The sequence below is a fragment of the Kitasatospora sp. NPDC088548 genome (genome assembly GCF_044753005.1).
In the GTDB taxonomy this organism is placed as follows: domain Bacteria; phylum Actinomycetota; class Actinomycetes; order Streptomycetales; family Streptomycetaceae; genus Kitasatospora.
This window is the reverse complement of the sequence record NZ_JBIVMI010000015.1, coordinates 188,271-206,684: the sequence shown is the minus strand read 5'-3', so window position 1 is coordinate 206,684 and position 18,414 is coordinate 188,271. Positions and strand designations below refer to the sequence as shown.

Sequence of the window (18,414 nt, the reverse complement as noted above, 5' to 3'; positions counted from 1 at the left end):
ATCAGGCACAAGATCATCCGACACGTGGAGCACTCTGCCGCCCGAACACATCAACTGCCAAGCCCCTGAGCTGAACTCATTTTGAAACGATCAGTGAGTACTGAGCATCGCCTTCCGGTCATATCTCAGGCCCGGGCCTTGAGCCGGAGCGGTGGTTTCAGGCGGAGGTACGGCCATGTCGGCATCGAATGCTGAACCGATTGCCATCGTGGGTATCGGGTGCCGGTTCCCGGGCGGTGTGGAGTCAGCTGCCGGCCTGTGGAGGCTCGCGGCCGCCGGACGGCGGACGGTGGGCCCGGTACCTGTGGACCGCTGGGACGCCGCGCGGCTGGCGGCTGTCCACGATCCGGATGACGCGGTGCGGGCCGGGCTGGGCTGCTTTGTGGAGGGGGATGTCTGGGCGTGGGATCCGGTGGCGCTGTCGGTGGCGCCGGCGGAGCAGGACTGGGTGGATCCGCAGTTCCGGCTGCTGGCGGAGGTGGCCTGGGAGGCGGTGGAGCACGCCGGAATTCCGCTTGCACGGTTGCGGGGGTCGCGAACAGGCGTGTATGTGGGCACCTATGCGCCGGACAATCTGTTCCGTGAGGCGCGGCCGGTCGAGGACGCCCCGAACAGCCCGTACTTGTTCGGCAATTTCACAGCGGGGGCCGCCGGGCGGGTGGCGTTCGCGATGGACCTGCGCGGCCCGGTCATGGTGGTCAGCACGCACTGTTCGTCCGGGCTGGTGGCGGTGGATACGGCGTGCGGGGCACTGACGCTGGGCGAGTGCGATACGGCGCTCGCGGGTGCGGTGCTGCTGATGATCTCGCCGGAGACGCAGTACTACGAGGCCCCGCTGCTGCTGTCGCGGCGCGGTGCCTGCCATGCCTTCGACGCGCGGGCCGACGGATACGTGCGCGGTGAGGGGGCGGGAGTGCTGCTCCTCAAGCGGCTGGTGGACGCGCGGCGGGAGGGGGACCGGGTGCTGGCGGTGATCCGCGGCAGCGCGGTCAACAACGACGGGCAGTCCAGCCGGCTGACCGCGCCGTCCACGCTGATGCAACAGCAGCTCTTCAGAGACGCCGTCGGCAAGGCCGCGGTCGATCCTGGTGAGGTGGGGCTGGTGGAGGCGCACGGCCCGGGGACCGCGGTCGGCGACCCGATCGAGTACAGCTCGATCGACGCCGTCTACGGCCGGGGAAAGGGCCGGTGCGCGCTGGGTTCGGTGAAGACCAACATCGGGCACTCGGAGCCGGTCTCCGGGATCGCCGGAACCATCAAGGCGGTCGAGTGTCTGCGGCGTGGCGTGATCCCGCCCAACCTCAACTTCGACCAGTGGAACCCCTCGATCCCGCGCGACCGGGAATCCCGGCTGTTCGTGCCGACCGCCCTGACACCGTGGCCGGTCGACACGCGCACACGGCTGGCCGCCGTGTGCTCCTACGGGGTGACCGGTACCAACGCGCACCTGGTGTTGGAGGCCGCCCCCGCACGCCTGCGGCCCCGTCGCCCGCGCCCGGCGTCGCCGCAGAGCGCTGAAGAGTCCTTCTTGCTGGCGGTGTCGGGCGGTTCACCACAGTCCCTTGCGCTGGCGGCGGCCCGGCTGGCCGACTGGGCGGAGGGCGAGGGTGCCGGCACCGGCCTGCTCGACGTCGCACACACCCTGGCGTTGCGCCGTTCGCCGGCGGACCACCGCCTGGGCATCGTCGCCCGCGACCACCGTGAACTGGCGGTGCGGGCCCGCGCCTTCGCCTCAGGCCGGGAGGCCGAGGGGGTGGTCTCGGGTGTGCCGGTGCTGCCGCCTTCGCATCCGGGGCCGGTGTTCGTGTTCACCGGGCAGGGTTCGCAGCGGGCCGGGATGTGCCAGGGCCTGCTGCGCGGTGAGCCGGTGTTCCGGGCCGCGATCGAGGAGATGGAACCGCTGGTCACCCGGGAAGCAGGATTCTCCCTGTGTGAAGTGCTCACCCGCCCTGAGGAGTTGGTGGGTCTGGCGCGTATCCAGCCCACCCTCTTCGCCGTCCAGGTCGCCCTCGCCGGGCTGTGGCGGTCCTGGGGAGTCGAACCGGTCGCGGTGATCGGGCAGTCGCTCGGCGAGGTCGCGGCGATGGTGGTGGCGGGCGGGCTGGGCCTGGCCGAGGGGGTGGAAATCATCTGCCGGCGCTCCGCACTGCTGGCCACCATCTCCGGCGGGGCGATGGCCTCGGTGATGCTCGGCGCACCGGAGGTGCAGGCCGCCATCGACGACGCCGGCGCCGACGGGGTCACGTTGGGGGTGCTCACCTCCCCGGACAGCACGGTCGTCTCCGGCGATGCCGCCCAGATCGCCGCCCTGGCCGCACGGTGGGAGGCCGCCGACGTCGTGGTGAAGCCGATCGACGTGGACGTGGCGTCCCACTCGCCCGAGGTCGACCCCATCCTGGACCGGCTGCGCACCGCCCTGGCCGATCTCCCGCAGGCACGGCCCGCGGCCACCTTCTACTCCACCGTCACTGACGATCCACGGGTGCCCGGGGAGCTGGGAGGGGAGTACTGGGTGCGCAACCAGCGCGAAACGGTACGCTTCCACGCCGCCGTCTCAGCCGCTCTGGCCGATGGCCACCGGCTGTTCATCGAGTGCACGGCCCATCCCCTGGCGGTCCGGCCCATCCTGGACACCGCCCGCCACCACGGCATCCACGATGCCGTCGCCCTGGGAAGCCTGCGTCAGGGCAGCGACGACCAGGACGCCTTCCTCACCCACCTCGGCCGGCTGCACGCGGCCGGCTACGACGGCATCGACTTCTCCTCCCACTACGGCCACGGCCAACTCGCCGAGGTGCCCGGCACGGCCTGGCACCGCACCCGCCGCGGCGGTGACACCACCCCCTACCGGCTCGTCGCCCCGTACCTGGTCGGCGCAGCACAGCACCCGTTGCTCGGCGGCTCCGTCCACGACCCCGACCACCCGGAACGGTTCCTGTGGCAGACCCCCCTCGGCCCGGCCCGGCTGCCCTGGCTGGACGACCACAAGGTCGCGGACGTACCGGTGCTGCCCGGTACCGGCATGGTGGAGATGATGCTCGCCGCCGCAGCCCGCGTCTTCGCCACCGACCGCGTCAGCGTCCACGACGTGACCATAAAAAGCCCGCTGATCCTGGACCCCGAACCCCTGGTCACCACCCGTCTGGTCCACGACGGCGACAGCGCGCACGTCGAAATCCTCTCCCGGACCGAGGACGGGGCCACGGTGGTCCACGCCCATGGCACCGTGCGTCCTCTCGACGGCGCCGAAGGCGCCCCGCCGCCCATCACCCTCGGTCCGGCCGTGCAGGGGTGGCAGGACAGCGATCCGGCCGACCTGTACCGCGTTTTCCGCGAGCGCCACAACGTCCACCACGGCCCGGCCTTCACCGCCATCGAACACATCAGGATCCACCCCACCGAAGACCGGGCCACCTCCTCACTGCGCACCCACGCCAGTGCCCGTGTCTCGGCCTGGATGATGTCCCTGCACCCGGCCCTGCACGACGAACTCGTCCAGACGGTGGTATCGCTGTGGCTGGCCCACCGGGCCACCAGCCCCGGCCCCGTCGTCGTCGCCGGCTTCGACGAGGTCCGCGTCTACGGGCCCACCGCCCACGTCCGGACCGCCCTGGTCGAACTGCACCACGCCGACGATCTGACCTGCACCTCCTCCGGAAAACTGGCCACCGCCGACGGCACCGTGGTCGCCGAAGTCCGCGGCCTGCGCCTGTCCAACATCACACCCTCAGCCGAACGCTTCGCCACCCGCCTGGCCCATCTGACCTGGCAGCCCGAACCCGCCGTCCCGTCGGCCACCCCGCTGGGGCAGACGGGCCAGGCGGGCTGGGCCGTGCTCGCGGCCGACGGGGAAGGCCGGCCCGCCGAACTCGCCCGGGCGATGACGCGACGGGGTATCGCGTGCCGCCTGCTGCCCCACGACACCGGTCCGCTGGCGGCAGCGCTTCCCTCGCCGTGCACCGGCGTCGTCCTCGCCGTCGGCACCGGAGCCACGACAGCCGATCCAGCCGGTGCGGCCCGTGAGCAGGTCGCCCGCGCCATCACGGTGATCCAGCAACTCACCGCCCTGGACCACCCGCCACGGCTGTGGATCCTCACCGGCCCACAGGCACCGGACCGGACATCGCTGACCGGGGCCGGGCTACCCGGACTGCTGCGCACGGCCGCCTACGAACACCCCGAACTCGCCCCCAGCAGTATCACCTTCGACACCGGCACCCCTTGGGACCGGCTCATCGACGAACTGCTCGACTCCGCCCAGCCGGTCACCGAACTCGCTTACCACGGCGGCCGGCGACACGTCGCCCGCCTCCACGCGGGCGCCGACACCCCCACGCTCCCGGCCGACCCGCCCGCCGGCCCGGTACGCCCCGGTGCCGCCTACCTGGTCACCGGCGGCCTGGGCGGCCTCGGCCTGCTGACCGTCACCTGGCTCGCCCGGCGTGGCGCCGGCCGCGTGGTGATCAGCGGCCGCTCCGCCCCCGGCACCCGGGCACGGGCCGCCCTCGCCGCCCTGCGTACCGGTGGCACCGACATCCGCGTCGTGCGCGGTGACATCGCCGACCCCCGCACGGCCGAGCGGTGCGTCGTCGCCGCCACCCAGGGCCGGATGACGCTGCGCGGCGTCCTGCACGCCGCCGGCGTCGTCGAGGACGCCGCCCTCGGCAACCTCCGTCCCGACCTGCTTCAGCGGGTATGGCGCGGCAAAGCCGAAGGAGCCTGGGCCCTGCACCGGGCCACCGCCGACATCGAGCTGGACTTCTTCGTTCTCTACTCGTCGGTCGCCTCGCTGATCGGCTCACCCGGGCAGGGCGCCTACGCGGCCGCCAACGCCTTCCTCGACCAGCTGACGGCCTGGCGCCGCGCCCGGGACCTGCCCGCCACCGGCATCCACTGGGGTGCCTGGAGCGAAGTCGGACGCGGACAACACCTCGCCGACCGGGGACTGATCACCATCACCCCCGTCGACGGCATCGACGCCCTCGAACGCATCCTGACCGCAGGATTCCGGCAGATCGCCTACTCCCCGCTCGACCTCGACCAGTGGACCGCCCCCTACCCTGCCCTGCGCCACTCCACCCTGCTCACCCCACTCCTGACCTCCGGCCAGGACGACGGCGGGCAGGCGCCGGTGCGCGAGGAACTCCTGACCGCCGAGGGCGAAGGAGCGCGCCGGGAGCTGCTGGAGTCCTTCATCATCGACTGCGTACGCGAGCTCCTCGGCGGCACCACCCATCACATCGGCCCCCACACCAGCATGGTCGTCCTCGGTATGGACTCCCTCGGCGCCGTCCAGCTGCAACAGCGCATCCAGCGAGCCCTCAGCATCACCGTCAAACCCGGGGTGATCTGGGTCAACCCCACCCCCGCGGGCCTCGCTCACTGGCTCATGGGACACCTGGGCCTCAGCACCGGCGGGCCTGACAGCGACGCGGAAGAGCGATCCGCGACCGCCCCCGGTCCTGAGCCGCCTCACCACCTCACACAGGGGTGACAGCACATGCCGTACGAGAGCACCTTCCCGGCCCGTCGGGCCAAAGAGCCTGCCGCCCCCGCCGGGGGACGGCACAGCCGTTGGCGCCGCCCGCCCGTGTGCTGGGCAGCGTTCGGCCTCCTGTGCGTTCTCTTCCAGATCTGGGTGCTCGCCCGCTGGGCAGCCGACGGCAACCTGCACGCCTGTTCCTCAGGCGGCTACACGATGTCGGCGGGGATGAAGCTCGCCACCCGGATCGAGGACGCCGTGGCCCTGGCGGGCTCTGTCCTGCTGATCGTGGTGGCCTGGCGGCAGTCCCGCAAGGCCGGACACATCACGCTGTCCGCCGCACTCGTCACGGGCTACTTCCTGGTCTGGTGGACCGACCCCTATTCCGGCAGCTTCCACCACACGGTCAGCGCGAACCGGTACGACGTCAACCTCGTCTCCTGGGGCCCCTACCTGCCCGGATGGCACGGCCCGACCCCGCAGACCGAGACCTTCCTGGAAAACGGCGCCTACCCCTGGGTCGTTTTCTGGATCTTCATGGCCCTGGGCATCGCCGCGCTCCTGCGTCGGTACAGGCCCCGCTGGTCACGGGCCCGCACCGCAGCGGCGACCGTCGTGATCAGCCTGATCTGCGACATCCCCATGGAGCACGCCTACATGCGCTTCGGTGGCTACGGCTACCCCCGCGCACTGCCGTATCTCACGCTCTTCGAAGGCCACTGGTACCAGCTCCCCCTCACCTCACCACTGTGCCTGGTCCTCCTCGCCGCGCTGCCGGTGCTGCTGATGACCTTGTACGCGGGACCCGGCCGGGAAGCCTGGCTGCTGGAAGGCTCCCTGTCCCTCCCGCCACGCGCCCAGCCGTGGATCCGGCTGCTCGCCGGCGTCGGCTTCGCCACCGTCTGCATGCTCGCGCTCCAGCTCGTCATGCTCCTGGCCTCCTTGGTCAGCCACCCGATCGTGCTTCCCTCATGGTTCGACCTTCCCCGGCCGTAGGCCGCGCCCGACGCCGCGGGCACGCCGTCGTGATCGGGGCGGGCATCGCCGGGCTGCTCGCGGCCCGCGTCCTGGCCGAGACGTTCGAACACGTCACCGTTGTCGAACGGGACCGGCTCACCGACGCGCCCACCCCCCGGCCCGGGGTTCCCCAGGGCAGACACGCCCACGCGCTGACCACCCGCGGCGCCCAGGCCATCGAGGAGCTGTTCCCCGGCATCCGCGACGAACTCACCGCCGAGGGCGCCCCCGTCTTCGACTTCTGCCGGCAGGCCCGGCTCCACCTCCCCGCCGGGCGACCCGAGCCGGTCACCTCCGGCATCCTCGTCCAGCCCGTCAGCCGGCCCCTGCTCGAAACCACCATCCGCTCCCGCGCCGCCGCCCTGCCCGGCCTGCGGATTCTGGACCGCCACACCATCACCGGACTGCACTTCGACAGACCGCTCCGGGTGAACGGCGTCCTCCTCCGACCACGGCAGCCGCCCGGAACTGCCACCCGGCTCCTGGATGCGGACCTGGTCGTCGACGCCTCCGGCCGTACCTCGCGTCTGCCCGACTGGCTCACCGCCGACGGCCTCCGGCCGCGCCCCTCGCAGACGGTGATCGATCCCGGTATCGGCTACGCCAGCCGCCTCTTTCGGGCGCCCCCGGGCTCGCACCCGCCGTGGCAGGCCCTCCTCGTGCCGCTGCGTGCCCCCGACACACCCCGCGGCTGCTTCGCCCTGCATATCGAGCACGACCGATACCTGATCACCCTCCAAGGGGCCTCCGGACACCACCCGCCAAACGACACAGCCGGGTTCGAAGCCTTCGCGGCATCGCTCAACTGCGGCCTCGACGACGCCCTGAACAGCATGGAACCCACCTCGGGAATCGCACGCTACCGCCACACCGCCAACCGGCGCATGCACTACCACCGCCTGCGCCCATGGCCCGACGGACTCATCGCGCTGGGAGACGCCGCCTGCGTCTTCAACCCCCTCTACGCCCAGGGCATGACCGTCGCCGCCCTCGAAGCCCACCTTCTACGACACCTGCTGGCCAACCAGCCGCCCGGCGGACCACACGACTTCGCCCGCCACTTCCAACGGCACCTCAACCGCACCACCCGCTGGCCCTGGGCCATGGCCACCCTCAGCGACCGCGCCTGGCAACCCGACCAGCACACGCCACTGGCGGCCCGCGCCGCGCAACGCTACCTACGCGCCTGGCAGGACCTCATCCCCGACCACCCCGCGATGTACACCGACTACATCAGGGTCGCCAACATGCTCACCGGCCCAGCCGCCCTCGCCCGCCCCCGCAACCTGCTGCTCGCCCTCCGCTCGGGCTCCGCCTCAAGGCCCTCCGCGCACCCTGCGGACGGCCCGGGCACAAGGAGGTCAGACACCGGCCGGAGTACCGGTGGGTCCGGGTCGGTCGCGGGAGTCGGGCAGGCCCGCGAAGCGCACGGTCGGCTCGAAGTTGGCGCGACGGGCCGCGCGGCGGAAGACGGTGAGGACGGCCGGGCCGACGATGAGGACGCACAGGCCGGTGGTGACGGCGCGGCCGGTGTCCCAGCCGAGCGAGGTGGCGAGGTCGAAGAGCAGGTAGCGGTGCCACTGTTCGGTGAAGGGAAGCCCGGGCAGGTAGGCGATCGAGCTGTTCGGGTCGGTGGAGAACGGCCAGAAGGAGAGGTTGAGCAGAAAGCCGAAGAGATAACCGGAGACGGCGCCGTAGCCGGCCAGCATCAGCACCTCCCACCTCCGCCGGAGCTTCGGCAGCAGCCCGGCGAGCATGCCGACGAAGGCGCAGCCGAACATCTGGTAGGGCATCCAGGGGCCGACTCCGCCGGTGATGAGGGCGGAGGCGAAGAGCGAGGTGCAGCCGAGGGTGAAGCCGAAGCCGGGGCCGAAGACGCGGCCGGCGAGGACGAGGATGAAGAAGACCGTCTCGACGCCGGCCGTGCCCGCGCCTAGCGGCCGCAGGCCCGCGTTGACGGCGGACAGGACGCCGAGCATGGCGAGCGCCTTGGCGTCGATGCCGCCGGCGGAGATCTCGGCGATGACGACGGCGAGGACCAGGATCAGCAGGGCGCCGAAGATGAGCGGCGGCGCGTAGGAGGAGCCGAACGTTCCCGGGGCGACGACGAACGGCCAGGTGAAGGCGGTCAGGCCGATGAACGCGGCGAGGGCCACGACGATGCGGGCCCGGCCGGGGATCCGGACGGCCGCCCGGGTGGGGGCGGTCACCGGCCGGCCTCCAGCCCGCCCAGGGCCCGGGCGACCTGACGGCTGGTCAGATAGGGCAGCGGGGCGAGGATCTTGGCGGTCTGGGGGGCGAAGGTGGGTGAGGCGACGATCACTTCGGCGGTCGGGCCGTCGGCGACGGTCTCGCCCTCGGCCATCACCACCACCCGGTCCGCGGCCGCGGCGACGAACTCGACGTCGTGGGTGGAGACGACGACGGTGTGCCCGTCGGCGGCGATCCCGTCGACGATGCCGATCAGCGCCTCCTTCGCGTGGTAGTCCAGTCCTCGGGTGGGTTCGTCCAGCAGGACCACCTCCGGCGCGGCGGCCAGCTGGACCGCCAGGACCAGGGCCAGCTTCTGCCCCTCGGAGAGGTCGCGGGGGTGGGTGCCGTCGGGGATGCCGGGAGCCAGCCGGTCCAGGATCCGCCGGGCGGCCGGCACCGGCCGACCCGCGGCGTCCTGGTCCGCCTGGGCCAGCTCCTGGGCCACCGACTCCAGGTAGAGCAGGTCCGTCGGGGTCTGCGGGACCAGCCCGACGAGTTGGCGGGCCTCGACGGCCGGGAGCCGTTTCGGGTCCCTGGCCGGTCCGCCTTCGGCCCGGGCGACCTTGACGGAGCCGCCCTGCCGCGGGCCGGAGCCCTGCAGGGCCCAGAGCAGGGAGGACTTGCCGGAGCCGTTGCGGCCCATCAGCGCGGTGACCTGGCCGGCCCGCAGCTCCAGGTCGACCTCCCGGACGGCGGCCACCTGGCCGTAGCGCACGACGATCCGCTCGGCGGTCAGCACCGTCCGTCCTCCGGCGGGTTCGCGGCGCGGCGGCGGGGCGGGGTGGCCGGAGAGGCGTTCCCTGAGCGGTGCGGCGGCCCGGCGGGCGTCGCGGACGGACAGCGGCAGCGGGTGCCAGCCGGCCAGCCGGCCGAGGTCGACGACCGGTGGCGCGATCGCCGTGCCGGTGAAGATCTCGGCGGGCGGTCCGTGGGCGACGGTGCCGTCACCGGGGAGGTAGGCGACGCGGTCGGCGTACTGGACGACCCGTTCCAGGCGGTGTTCGGCGAGCAGGACGGTGACGCCGAGGTCGTGCACCAGCCGGGTGACGGCCGCCAGGACCTCTTCGGCGGCGGTCGGGTCGAGTGCGGAGGTGGGCTCGTCCAGGACCAGGACCCGGGGGTGGGCGGTGAGCACGGAACCGATGGCGACGCGCTGCTGCTGTCCGCCGGAGAGCTCGTGCAGCGCGCGGTACCGCAGGTCGGCGAGGCCGAGCAGGTCGAGGGTCTCCTCGACGCGTTTGCGCATCGTCTCCGGGGGGATCGCCAACTGCTCCATGGCGTAGGCGAGTTCCTCCTCGACGGTGTCGGTGACGAAGCCGGCCAGCGGGTCCTGTCCGACCACGCCGACCACGTCGGCGAGTTCGCGCGGCGGGTGGTGGGCGGTGTCCCGGCCGTCGACGGTGACCCGGCCCGACAGGGTGCCGCCGGTGAAGTGCGGGACGAGGCCGTTGACCGCGCCGAGCAGGGTGGACTTGCCGGCGCCGGTGCGCCCGACCACCAGGCAGAGTTCGCCCTCCGGGATGTGCAGGTCGACGTCGCGCAGTGTCGGTGCGGCCGCGCCCTCGTACACCACGCCGACCTGGTCGAAACGGATCACTTGGTCACCTCGGTGTGCGTGCGGCCGCCGGTACGGCGGTCCCCGGTGGTACGGTCGGCGGCCCGCTGCCGGGGCACGGCCGGGGGTTCGGGTGTGCGGCCCGGGGGCGGGGCGATGACCCCGGCGGCACCGGCCAGCAGCAGGGCCAGCACGGGGACGACCGGCAGGCTCGGCCAGCTCAGCGGGTAGAGCGACGGGTTGAGGCCGGTGGCGTCGTACCCCACGGTGACGAACAGCAGGGTCGCGGCCGCCACTCCGCAGCCGGCGACGCCCCACTCGGCGGACCGCCACGGGTCCGGCCGGTAGGTGGTGCGGCGTACCCGTCGGCCGCCGAGCGCCAGGCCGGCCGCGCACAGCAGCGAGCCCGCGAGCAGGGCCGGCAGCCCCAGCGCGGCGGGGGCGGTTCCGTCCAGCAGCCCGTACACGCCCGCGCAGAGACCGATCATGCCGAGCAGCATCAGCGCGCCGGTGGCCCGGCGGGACGCGCGGGTGGCGGTGCCGGAGCGGCCGTAGCCCCGGGAGTCCATCGCTGCGGCCAGGTGCAGCGAGCGTTCCAGCGCGTCCTCCAGCACCGGGACGACGATGCTGCGCAGAGCCCGGATGCCCTTGCTCCGCCCGGCGCGCAACCGCCTCGCGCGAACCACCCGTTGGACGCTCTGCACCAGCTGCGGGGCGACGCTGATCGAGACCGTCACGGCCACGCCCAGCTCGTAGAGGGCGCCGGGGAGCACGCGCAGGGCCCGTTTGGGATTGGCCAGGGTGTTCGCCGCGCCGATGCAGCAGAGCAGGCAGGCGAGCCGCAGGCCGTCGGTGGCGGCCGAGAGGGTGGCCTCCAGGGAGACCGGGCCGCCGATCCGGATGCCCGCGTACCAGTCGGGGGTGGGGATGTGCGGGAGCGAGAAGAGCAGGTGGTCGTGGGGGGTGATGCCGGTGGCGAAGACGCACCGGAAGACCACCCGGATCGCCACCACGGTCAGGGCGAGCCACAGGTAGTACTTGAAGCCGCGGGCCCACGGGGCCTCGGTACGACGGGCGGTGACCACGTAGCCGAGGACGGCGAGCACCAGGAACAGGAGCAGCGGATTGGTGGTGCGGCTGGCCGCGGTGGCCAGGGCCAGGGCCCAGGCCCACCAGGCCAGCGGGTGCAGGTTGCGCGGGAGTCGCCCGGCCCCCGCGGCCCGCCCGGGGGCGGACTGCGGGGACCCGGTGCCGGGTCGGTCGAGCACGGTCACGGAATCACTCGGCCCGTCGGCGGCGGCGCGCGGCGATGACGGTGGCGGTGCCGAGGGCGGCCACGAGCACGACTCCGGCGACCACGGGCGCGATCGGGCCCGCGTCGTGCGGGGCGTCGGCGACCGGGGCGGCGTTCACCACGGCCGGACCGCCGGCGTCGGCGGACGGGGCCGGGGTCGCCGGGTCCGTGGACGGCGGTGGTGCGGTGTCGGTGGCCGACGGGGTGCCGGACGGAACCTGGGCAGGGGTCTCGTCGGGCGCGGGCACGGACGCGGCCGGATCGGGTGCGGGGGTGGTCTGCTCGGGCAGCCCGGCCGGCGGGATCGCCGGTTCGGTACGGCCCGTGCCTCCCGGGGTCCCGGCGGCGGGCGGACGTTTCGTGCCGCCGCCACCGGTGCCTCCGGTGCCGCCGGTGACCGAACCGCCGGACGTCCCCCCGGTGCCGCCGCCGCTGCCGCCACCGCCGGCGGTGCCGCCACTACCGGAGCCACCGCCGCCGGCCGAACCGGCACCGGCCGGCGGCCTGGGCGGCTCCGGGATGGCGTCCGCTCCGCCGCCCGGTGCGGTGTTGTGCGCGCGGACGGTGTCGGGCGAGAAGGCGGGACGTCCTTCGGTGCCCTCGATGTTGGTCCCGCCGAAGATCCACAGGTCGACGCTGCCGGGCTTCGGCCGATAGCTCATCGCGCCGAGCTGGCTGTACGACCAGGTGTTCTCACCCGGGTCCGCGTGCCAGTACGACCAGTAGGCCGTGGCGGGCGGTGTGAGGACGCACTTCTCCTGATCCGGGGTGGGGAACTGCTTGCCGCCCTGGTAGCCGCTGTAACCGATCCGGCAGATGAACGCCGGGCCGTCGTGCCCCGTCCCGGTGGTCTTCCAGCCCCCCTGGTTGAGCAGGGTGTAGCCGGTGGTGGGGGTGGTGCCGCAGGAGCGCAGCAGCGGGCCGCCCCACTTGCCGAAGTCGACGGCGAGCACCACGCCGGAGGTGGTGGTGCACTGTTCGATCGGCAGCGGGGCCGCCACCGCCGGGGCAGCCGCCACCCCGAGCCCGCCGAAGGCGAGGGCGAGCGTCGTGGCAACGGCCCCGAGCAGCCGGCCGGTCCGCCGGATCACCGGTGGCGCCCGGGTGCGGAGGCCGCGCGGCGGCGGGCGGCGAGGACGGCTGCGGCTCCGGCGCCGACCAGCAGCCCGGCGGCTGCCATCAGGGCCGGTGTGTCCGTCCCGGTGCGGGCGAGGCTGCCGCCGTCGGCCGTGCCGGGCACGCGGTTTCCGGGTACGCCGGGCTGGGCCGGGTATCCGGGGTCGCCCGGGACGGGCCCGCCGGACACACCGGGCGTCCCGGTGTCCGCGGTGGCCGGGGCGGTCGGGGCGGTCGTGGGTGAGCCGGTCGGGGCCGGGGATCCGGTCTCCGTCGGGGAGCCCGTCGGCGTCGAACTCGGCGTCGAACTCGGCGTCGCCGTCGGCGAACCGGTCGGAGTGGGCGTGCTGCCGAGGTCCCGCCGGAGGGTGCCGAAGGAGATCCCGGTGGCGCCGCCCACCGCCTGGGTGGAGGCCCGGACGTCCGAGCCGCGCTGTCCGCTCGTGGCGACGTTGAAGCCGCCGTCGCTGTTCTGCTGGCCGGCGAGGAAGTCCAGCGCCTTGGCGATCGGGCCGGCGTAGGCGCTCTGACGCAGCGTCATCCCCTGGATCGCGAGGGCGGCCGAGTTGGTGGAGTCACCGGCCGCGCCGGGGAAGCCGCCGTCGGCCTCCTGCTTGTCGGCCAGCCAGCCGAGGGCCTTGTCCACGGCCTGGGCGCCGTCGTCCCCGGGAGCGAGGGCGAGGGCCATGGCCGCCATGGCGGTGCTGTCCACGTCGGAGTCCCCGGTGGCGGGGATCAGGCTCGGCCAGGAGCCGTCGGCGTGCTGGAGGCTCTTCAGGTAGGCGACCGGCGCGGCGGCCGGCCCGGTCTCCCCGGCGCGCAGCTGGGCCATGATGCCGAGCGCCTGGGAGAAGACCGAGGTGGCGTAGGTGTAGTTGCCGGGCGCCGCGCAGCCGGTGTCCGGGTTCGTCTGGGCGCAGACCGCCGTGGCGAGGGCGGCGATCAGGTCGTGGCCGCCGAAGGCGCGCGGGTCGCGGCCGGTGATCTCGGCGAGCAGCGCCTCCTTGCCGATCGAGCCGCCGCCGGCGTACTCGGTGCCGATGCCCGTCCAGTCGTTGACGGTTCGGTCGCCGGCGTCCTTGCCCTGCTGGTCCAGGAAGTCGACGATCCTGCGCAGGGCCGCGTCGTCCGCGCCGGTGGCGGCGAGGGCGTAGGCGCCGTCGATGGTGAGGCCGAAGTCGGCGAAGGCCGGGAAGGCCTCGTAGTAGTGACCGTCGATCAGGCGTGCCGGGTCGGTCAGGTAGGCGCTGCCCTTGCCGAGATCGGGGGTCTTCCCGGGGTGCGGGCCGGGCGGCGCGGTCGTGGCCGCGTTCGGGTCGTGCCGGACGCCGGTCGGGTCGGTGCCGGTCAGGGCGAGGATGGCCTGTTCGGTGGCGTCCGGGTCGGACTCGGTGGTCGACTCGTCGGTGCCGAAGCCGCCGTCCTGGCCCTGCCGGGCGGCGAGCCAGGTCCTGGCGGCGGTCTGTCCGGCGCTCCGGCCGGTGGCCTTGAGAGCCTGGGCCACGCGGGCGGTGCTGCCGGTGTCGCCGCCCGCGGCGCCGGTGTAGGGGAGGTAGGAGCCGTCGGCCTGCTGGCTCGCGGCCAGTTGGTCGGCGGCCTTCTTCGCCGTCTGCTCGAAGCCGCCGGCCTTGCGCAGGGCGAGAACGGCGAGAGCGGTGCCGGACGGATCGGACTCGCAGTAGTCGCCCGCCACGATCATCGCTCCGGCGATGCCGCCGTCGGCGCACTGGAGCGCCGTGAACCGGGTGAGCGCCGAGGCGGGCGGAGCGACCTCGGCCCGCTGCAGGGCGATGACGCCCAGGGCCTGGACCCAGGGCGAGGCCGCACCGTGGAAGTCCCCGGCGGCGGTGCACTTGCCGTTCTCGCCGGCCGAGGCACAGACGTGGTCGGTGAGCGCGGCGATCAGGTCGCGGCCGCCGAAGGCACGGGGGTTGCCGCCGGTGCTCTCGGCGACCAGGGCCAGCAGCGCGGCGGCCCTGGCGTCGGGCTTGGCGGACGGCCCGTCCGGGAGGAGGAACGCGTCGGTGTGGGCGGCGAGGTAGGCGAGGACCTTGCGCAGGGCCGGGTCCTCCGTCCCGGCGGCGGCGAGGGCGATCGCGGTGAGGGACGTCCGGGGGAGGTCGGGGCCCTCGAAGGCCCAGTTCTCCATGTGGTCGCCGTCGACGAGCCGGCCGGCCAGCCAGGCGGCCGCCGCGACGGGGTCGCCCGCGGCGGGCGACGGGCCGGTCGGGCTCGGGGACGCCGAGGGGGAGATGGAGGCCGAGGGGGACGGACCGGCGCCGTTCTCGGCGCGGACGGAGTCCGGGGTGAAGGAGGGTGCCCCGCTGGTGCCGCCGATGTCGGTGCCGCCGTACACCCAGGCCTCGACCTCGCCGGGCTTCGGCTTCTGGGTGGCGGCGCCGAACTGGCTGTAGGACCAGGTCTGCCGACCGGGTTCGGCGATCCAGTACGACCAGTACGCGGTGGCCTGCGGGGTGTTGACGCAGGGCTCCTCGGCGGCTGTCGGGTACTGGGTGCCGCTGTTGAAGGTGCCGTTGCCGAGCCGGCAGATGAACGCCGGGCCGTCGTGCTCGGTGCCGGTGGTGGTGAAGCCGGCGTTGTGCAGCAGGTTCATCCCGGTGGTGGGGTGGGCGTCGCAGCCGCGGACGACCCCGCCGCCCCAGTGGCCGAAGTCGACGGCGACGATCGCGCCGGTGGTGGCGGTGCACTCCTCGATCGGGTCGGCGGCCGCGGTACCGGGGTGGCCGAGCAGGACCGTACCGCCCGCGGCGGCAGCGACGGCGCCGGTGGCCAGCAGGGACGTCAGACCCCGGGCTCTGTGACGTGTGCGCGTGCTGTTGACCCTCACCGGCGACTCCCTGATCGGTCGACGGGGTGTCACGGCGCAGCCGACGGCTCCCCGGCATGGGGACCGTCCCGACCGCGTCGTAGTCCTCGACGACGCAAGTGCTTCTGAACAGGCCCTCGGCGCAGGCAGTCCGGCTCATCCGCCCGGAGGGGCGGATCTACGGTTGCGGGTCAGCGCCGGAGTTGGACCGGCTTCCCCTACTGCCGAGGATGAAAAACGGTTCATCAGACCACGCTCCCGCGTCGGCCGTCAATGAGTCGTCATGTCGTCTTGGACACCTCGCCGGTGGCAGCACCGTGCGGTAGCGTCCCCGGTGGCCGAGCGGGGGAACCTGGTGCGATTCCAGGGCTGACGCGCAACGGTATGGGGCGGTTCCGCCGTCCCGAGCCCGAATGCCCGCCCGGCCACGTACCACCGGCGAAAGCCTGCCCACGCGATCCGGGCGGCGGCCGCTCCGGCCGCCGAACTCCCGAGGGAGCCCCGGGGCCCGGAGCCGGGTCGGCGCCCGTCACTCCAAGGAGCCCGCCCCGTGTCGTCCCTCCTCTCCTCCTCGCGCGTCTCCTCCGCGGTGGCCGTCCCGATAACGGCCGGCGCCCTGCTGCTCTCCGCCGTCCCCGCCCACGCGACCGCCACCCCGGCCCAGACAGCCACCTCGAAGAGCACCGGCGTCACCTATCTGAAGTCCCTCCAGGCCGCCGACGGCAGCTACGTCACCGGCGGGGGCCTCTCCGACGAGTGGGCGTTCAGCGCGCTGGCGGCCGCCGGCACCGCCGCGGCGGACGTGGCCCCGGGCGGCGACGCCACCAGGAACGCCCGCCTGGTGTACCGCAACCAGCTCGCCGCCACCACCTGGCCGAGCGCCGCGCCCGTCGTCACCGACTACGAGCGGGGCGTCCTCAACGCCTACGCCGCCGGGATCGACCCCGCGCGCGTCGGCCCCGGCCGCAACCTCATCGCGGACGTCGCCGCCTACTGGCAGACCGCCGAGCCCGGTTACTACGGCCCGTCCGCCAACTTCAACGGCACCGTGTTCGGCCTGCTCGCCCTCGGCGGCGCCAGGACGCAGAGCGGCGCCCAGCGGGTGCCGCAGGCCCTGCTCGACGCCTCGGTCACGGCGGTCCGCGCCAACCAGCACAACGACGGGGGCTGGAACTTCGGCAAGGCCGCCGGCGATCCGGCCGCACTCGCCCAGGCCAGTGACATCGACATGACCGGCGCCGCCATGGCCTCGCTGTGCAGCAGCGGCGTGCCCGGCACCGACCCCGCGATCGTCGCCGCCAAGAACTTCCTCAAGGGCAAGCTCGTCGCCTCCGGCGCCTTCAACTCGATGTTCGGCGCCAACACCGACTCCAACGGCTGGGCCGTCTCCGGTCTCAACGCCTGCGGCATCAACCCCCAGGGCGCCGACTTCACCAGCGGCACCGGCAAGACCCCGGTCGACTTCCTGATCTCCCAGCAGTTCAAGCCCGGTGGCGGCTTCAAGTACCTGCCCACCGACACCGCCCCCTCCCCCTACGCCTCCGTCGACGGGCTGCGTGCGGTCGCCGGGGCGGGCTTCACCGCCACCCCGCCCACCCCGACCACCGCCGGGGAGCCGACCTGGGCCACCACCGGTTCCTTCACCGCCGGCACCGCCGCCCGGCTCGCCCTGGTCGTCGACGACGGCACCGGCTCGCCCAGGGTCTGCGCGGTCACCGTCACCCCGACCGGCACCACCACGACGCTCGGCGCCGTCCTCGACGCCGCCGGGGCGGCGACCCCGGGCGGCTGCGTCACCGCCGTCACGCCGTCCTCCGGCAGCGGCACCGTCACCGCCGTCAACGGCACCGCCAACAGCGGGACTTCCAGCTGGAAGGTGAGCATCGACGGCGCCGCCGCCACCGGCGCCGCCCGCAGCACCGTGATCAGCGTCGGCGACACCGTCTCGCTGCGCTTCGGCAGCTGATCACCGCGCGCCGGACAGCACAAAGGTCCTGGCGCACTCCGGAGTCGACCGCGCATGGCCGGGCACGGCCCCCCGTGCCCGGCCTGTGCGGTCCCGCTCGGCGCCCAGCGTGACGGCCTCGTGGACGGCGCGGGCGGCCCGGGCGCCCCACCGGGAGCGCGGGCCGCCGAACGGCTCGGGCACCTGGCCCGGACCGGCTCGGCGGACCGCCACGCACACCGCGTCCGACGGCGTCCCGGAACAGTCGTACCCGGCCTCCACCAGCGCCTGGACCTTCGCCTCGGTCGCCGTCGCCAGCAGGTTGACCAGACCGGCGTCCGACACCGCGGCGGGCACCACCACCAGGATGTTGATCGTGCCCGGGAATCCGGCCCCGGCCTCCGCGGCCGGGTCGGGGGCGGCCGCCCAGGCCGGCACCCCGATCCCCGTCGTCACCACCGCGGTGACCCCGCCGTCGCAGGCCCAGGTGAAGTCGTCCACCCGCGCGGCGGTCATCAGCCCGGCGCCGGGGCCGCTCAGCCCCAGCCCGGTGGCCAGCCCGGCGAGGTGGCGGTCCGGGTCCATCCGGCCGCACCCGGGCCTGACCTGTGCGTTGACCACCCACTCCCGCTCGCCGAGGCCGCCCCCGAGCACCGCGCTGCTGAGCATCCGCCAGCCTGGACCGGCCCGCCACAGCAGAAGGTGCCGGCACTCACCGTCCTCGAACCGGCAGGACCGCTCGACCTCCACCGCCCCGCCGGTCCGGCCGACCGGTTCGGTGAAGGCCGCCTTCTGCTGCGGGAACGCCATGGAACGGGCCGCCTTCGGGTGAGTTCGGGTGAGTTCGGGTGAGAGTGAGCCGGGCCTGGCTGGGCCGGAGCCGCCGGCGGCGTCACGCGGGCGGGCAGCGCGAGCCGTCCGGCCG

At 73.9% G+C, this 18,414-nt stretch carries 9 protein-coding genes, 1 pseudogene and 2 riboswitches; of the genes and pseudogenes, 4 read left to right on the top strand and 6 right to left on the bottom strand.

Annotation, left to right across the window (positions count from 1 at the left end; genetic code table 11):
* The first annotated feature begins 175 nt into the window (after positions 1–175).
* The 3 genes and pseudogenes from ACIP82_RS20825 to ACIP82_RS20815 form a co-directional block, all read left to right on the top strand.
* Positions 176–5,494, top strand: coding sequence for a type I polyketide synthase (locus ACIP82_RS20825; RefSeq protein ID WP_400655046.1), 5,319 nt, complete (start codon positions 176–178; stop codon positions 5,492–5,494).
* 6 nt (positions 5,495–5,500) lie between these two features.
* Complete coding sequence (locus tag ACIP82_RS20820; RefSeq protein WP_400655044.1) at positions 5,501–6,478, top strand: spirocyclase AveC family protein; 978 nt, start codon at positions 5,501–5,503, stop codon at positions 6,476–6,478.
* Positions 6,454–7,512, top strand: a pseudogene (locus ACIP82_RS20815) (NAD(P)/FAD-dependent oxidoreductase); the annotation flags it as partial. The gene ACIP82_RS20820 and the pseudogene ACIP82_RS20815, both read left to right, overlap by 25 nt.
* 348 nt (positions 7,513–7,860) lie before the next feature.
* On the opposite strand, the gene ACIP82_RS20810 reads toward ACIP82_RS20815, so the two are convergent.
* From ACIP82_RS20810 to ACIP82_RS20790, 5 genes are read right to left on the bottom strand one after another with little or no spacing between them, the layout of a single operon-like run.
* Complete coding sequence (locus tag ACIP82_RS20810) at positions 7,861–8,709, bottom strand: ECF transporter S component (RefSeq protein ID WP_363607661.1); 849 nt, start codon at positions 8,707–8,709, stop codon at positions 7,861–7,863.
* Entirely contained in the window at positions 8,706–10,349 is a 1,644-nt protein-coding gene (locus ACIP82_RS20805; protein WP_400655040.1) for an ABC transporter ATP-binding protein, read from the bottom strand. Before ACIP82_RS20805 ends, ACIP82_RS20810 begins: the two co-directional genes overlap by 4 nt.
* Positions 10,346–11,575: an energy-coupling factor transporter transmembrane component T gene (locus tag ACIP82_RS20800; protein WP_400655062.1), complete on the bottom strand. Its 1,230-nt coding sequence runs from the start codon at positions 11,573–11,575 to the stop codon at positions 10,346–10,348. Before ACIP82_RS20800 ends, ACIP82_RS20805 begins: the two co-directional genes overlap by 4 nt.
* A 10-nt stretch (positions 11,576–11,585) precedes the next feature.
* Complete coding sequence (locus ACIP82_RS20795) at positions 11,586–12,692, bottom strand: hypothetical protein (protein ID WP_400655038.1); 1,107 nt, start codon at positions 12,690–12,692, stop codon at positions 11,586–11,588.
* The gene (locus tag ACIP82_RS20790) at positions 12,689–15,565 is read right to left on the bottom strand and encodes a prenyltransferase/squalene oxidase repeat-containing protein (protein ID WP_400655036.1); all 2,877 of its coding nucleotides are present in this window, start codon (positions 15,563–15,565) and stop codon (positions 12,689–12,691) included. The genes ACIP82_RS20795 and ACIP82_RS20790 overlap by 4 nt, the downstream gene beginning before the upstream one ends.
* A gap of 102 nt (positions 15,566–15,667) precedes the next feature.
* A riboswitch (cobalamin riboswitch) is annotated at positions 15,668–15,807 on the bottom strand.
* Positions 15,808–15,859: 52 nt separating this feature from the next.
* A riboswitch (cobalamin riboswitch) is annotated at positions 15,860–15,984 on the top strand.
* 110 nt (positions 15,985–16,094) lie between these two features.
* On the opposite strand from ACIP82_RS20790, the gene ACIP82_RS20785 reads away from it, so the two are divergent.
* Positions 16,095–17,510: a hypothetical protein gene (locus ACIP82_RS20785; RefSeq protein WP_400655033.1), complete on the top strand. Its 1,416-nt coding sequence runs from the start codon at positions 16,095–16,097 to the stop codon at positions 17,508–17,510.
* On the opposite strand, the gene ACIP82_RS20780 is transcribed toward ACIP82_RS20785, so the two are convergent.
* Entirely contained in the window at positions 17,511–18,299 is a 789-nt protein-coding gene (locus ACIP82_RS20780; protein WP_363607665.1) for an adenosylcobinamide amidohydrolase, read from the bottom strand.
* Between the last annotated feature and the right edge of the window lie 115 nt (positions 18,300–18,414).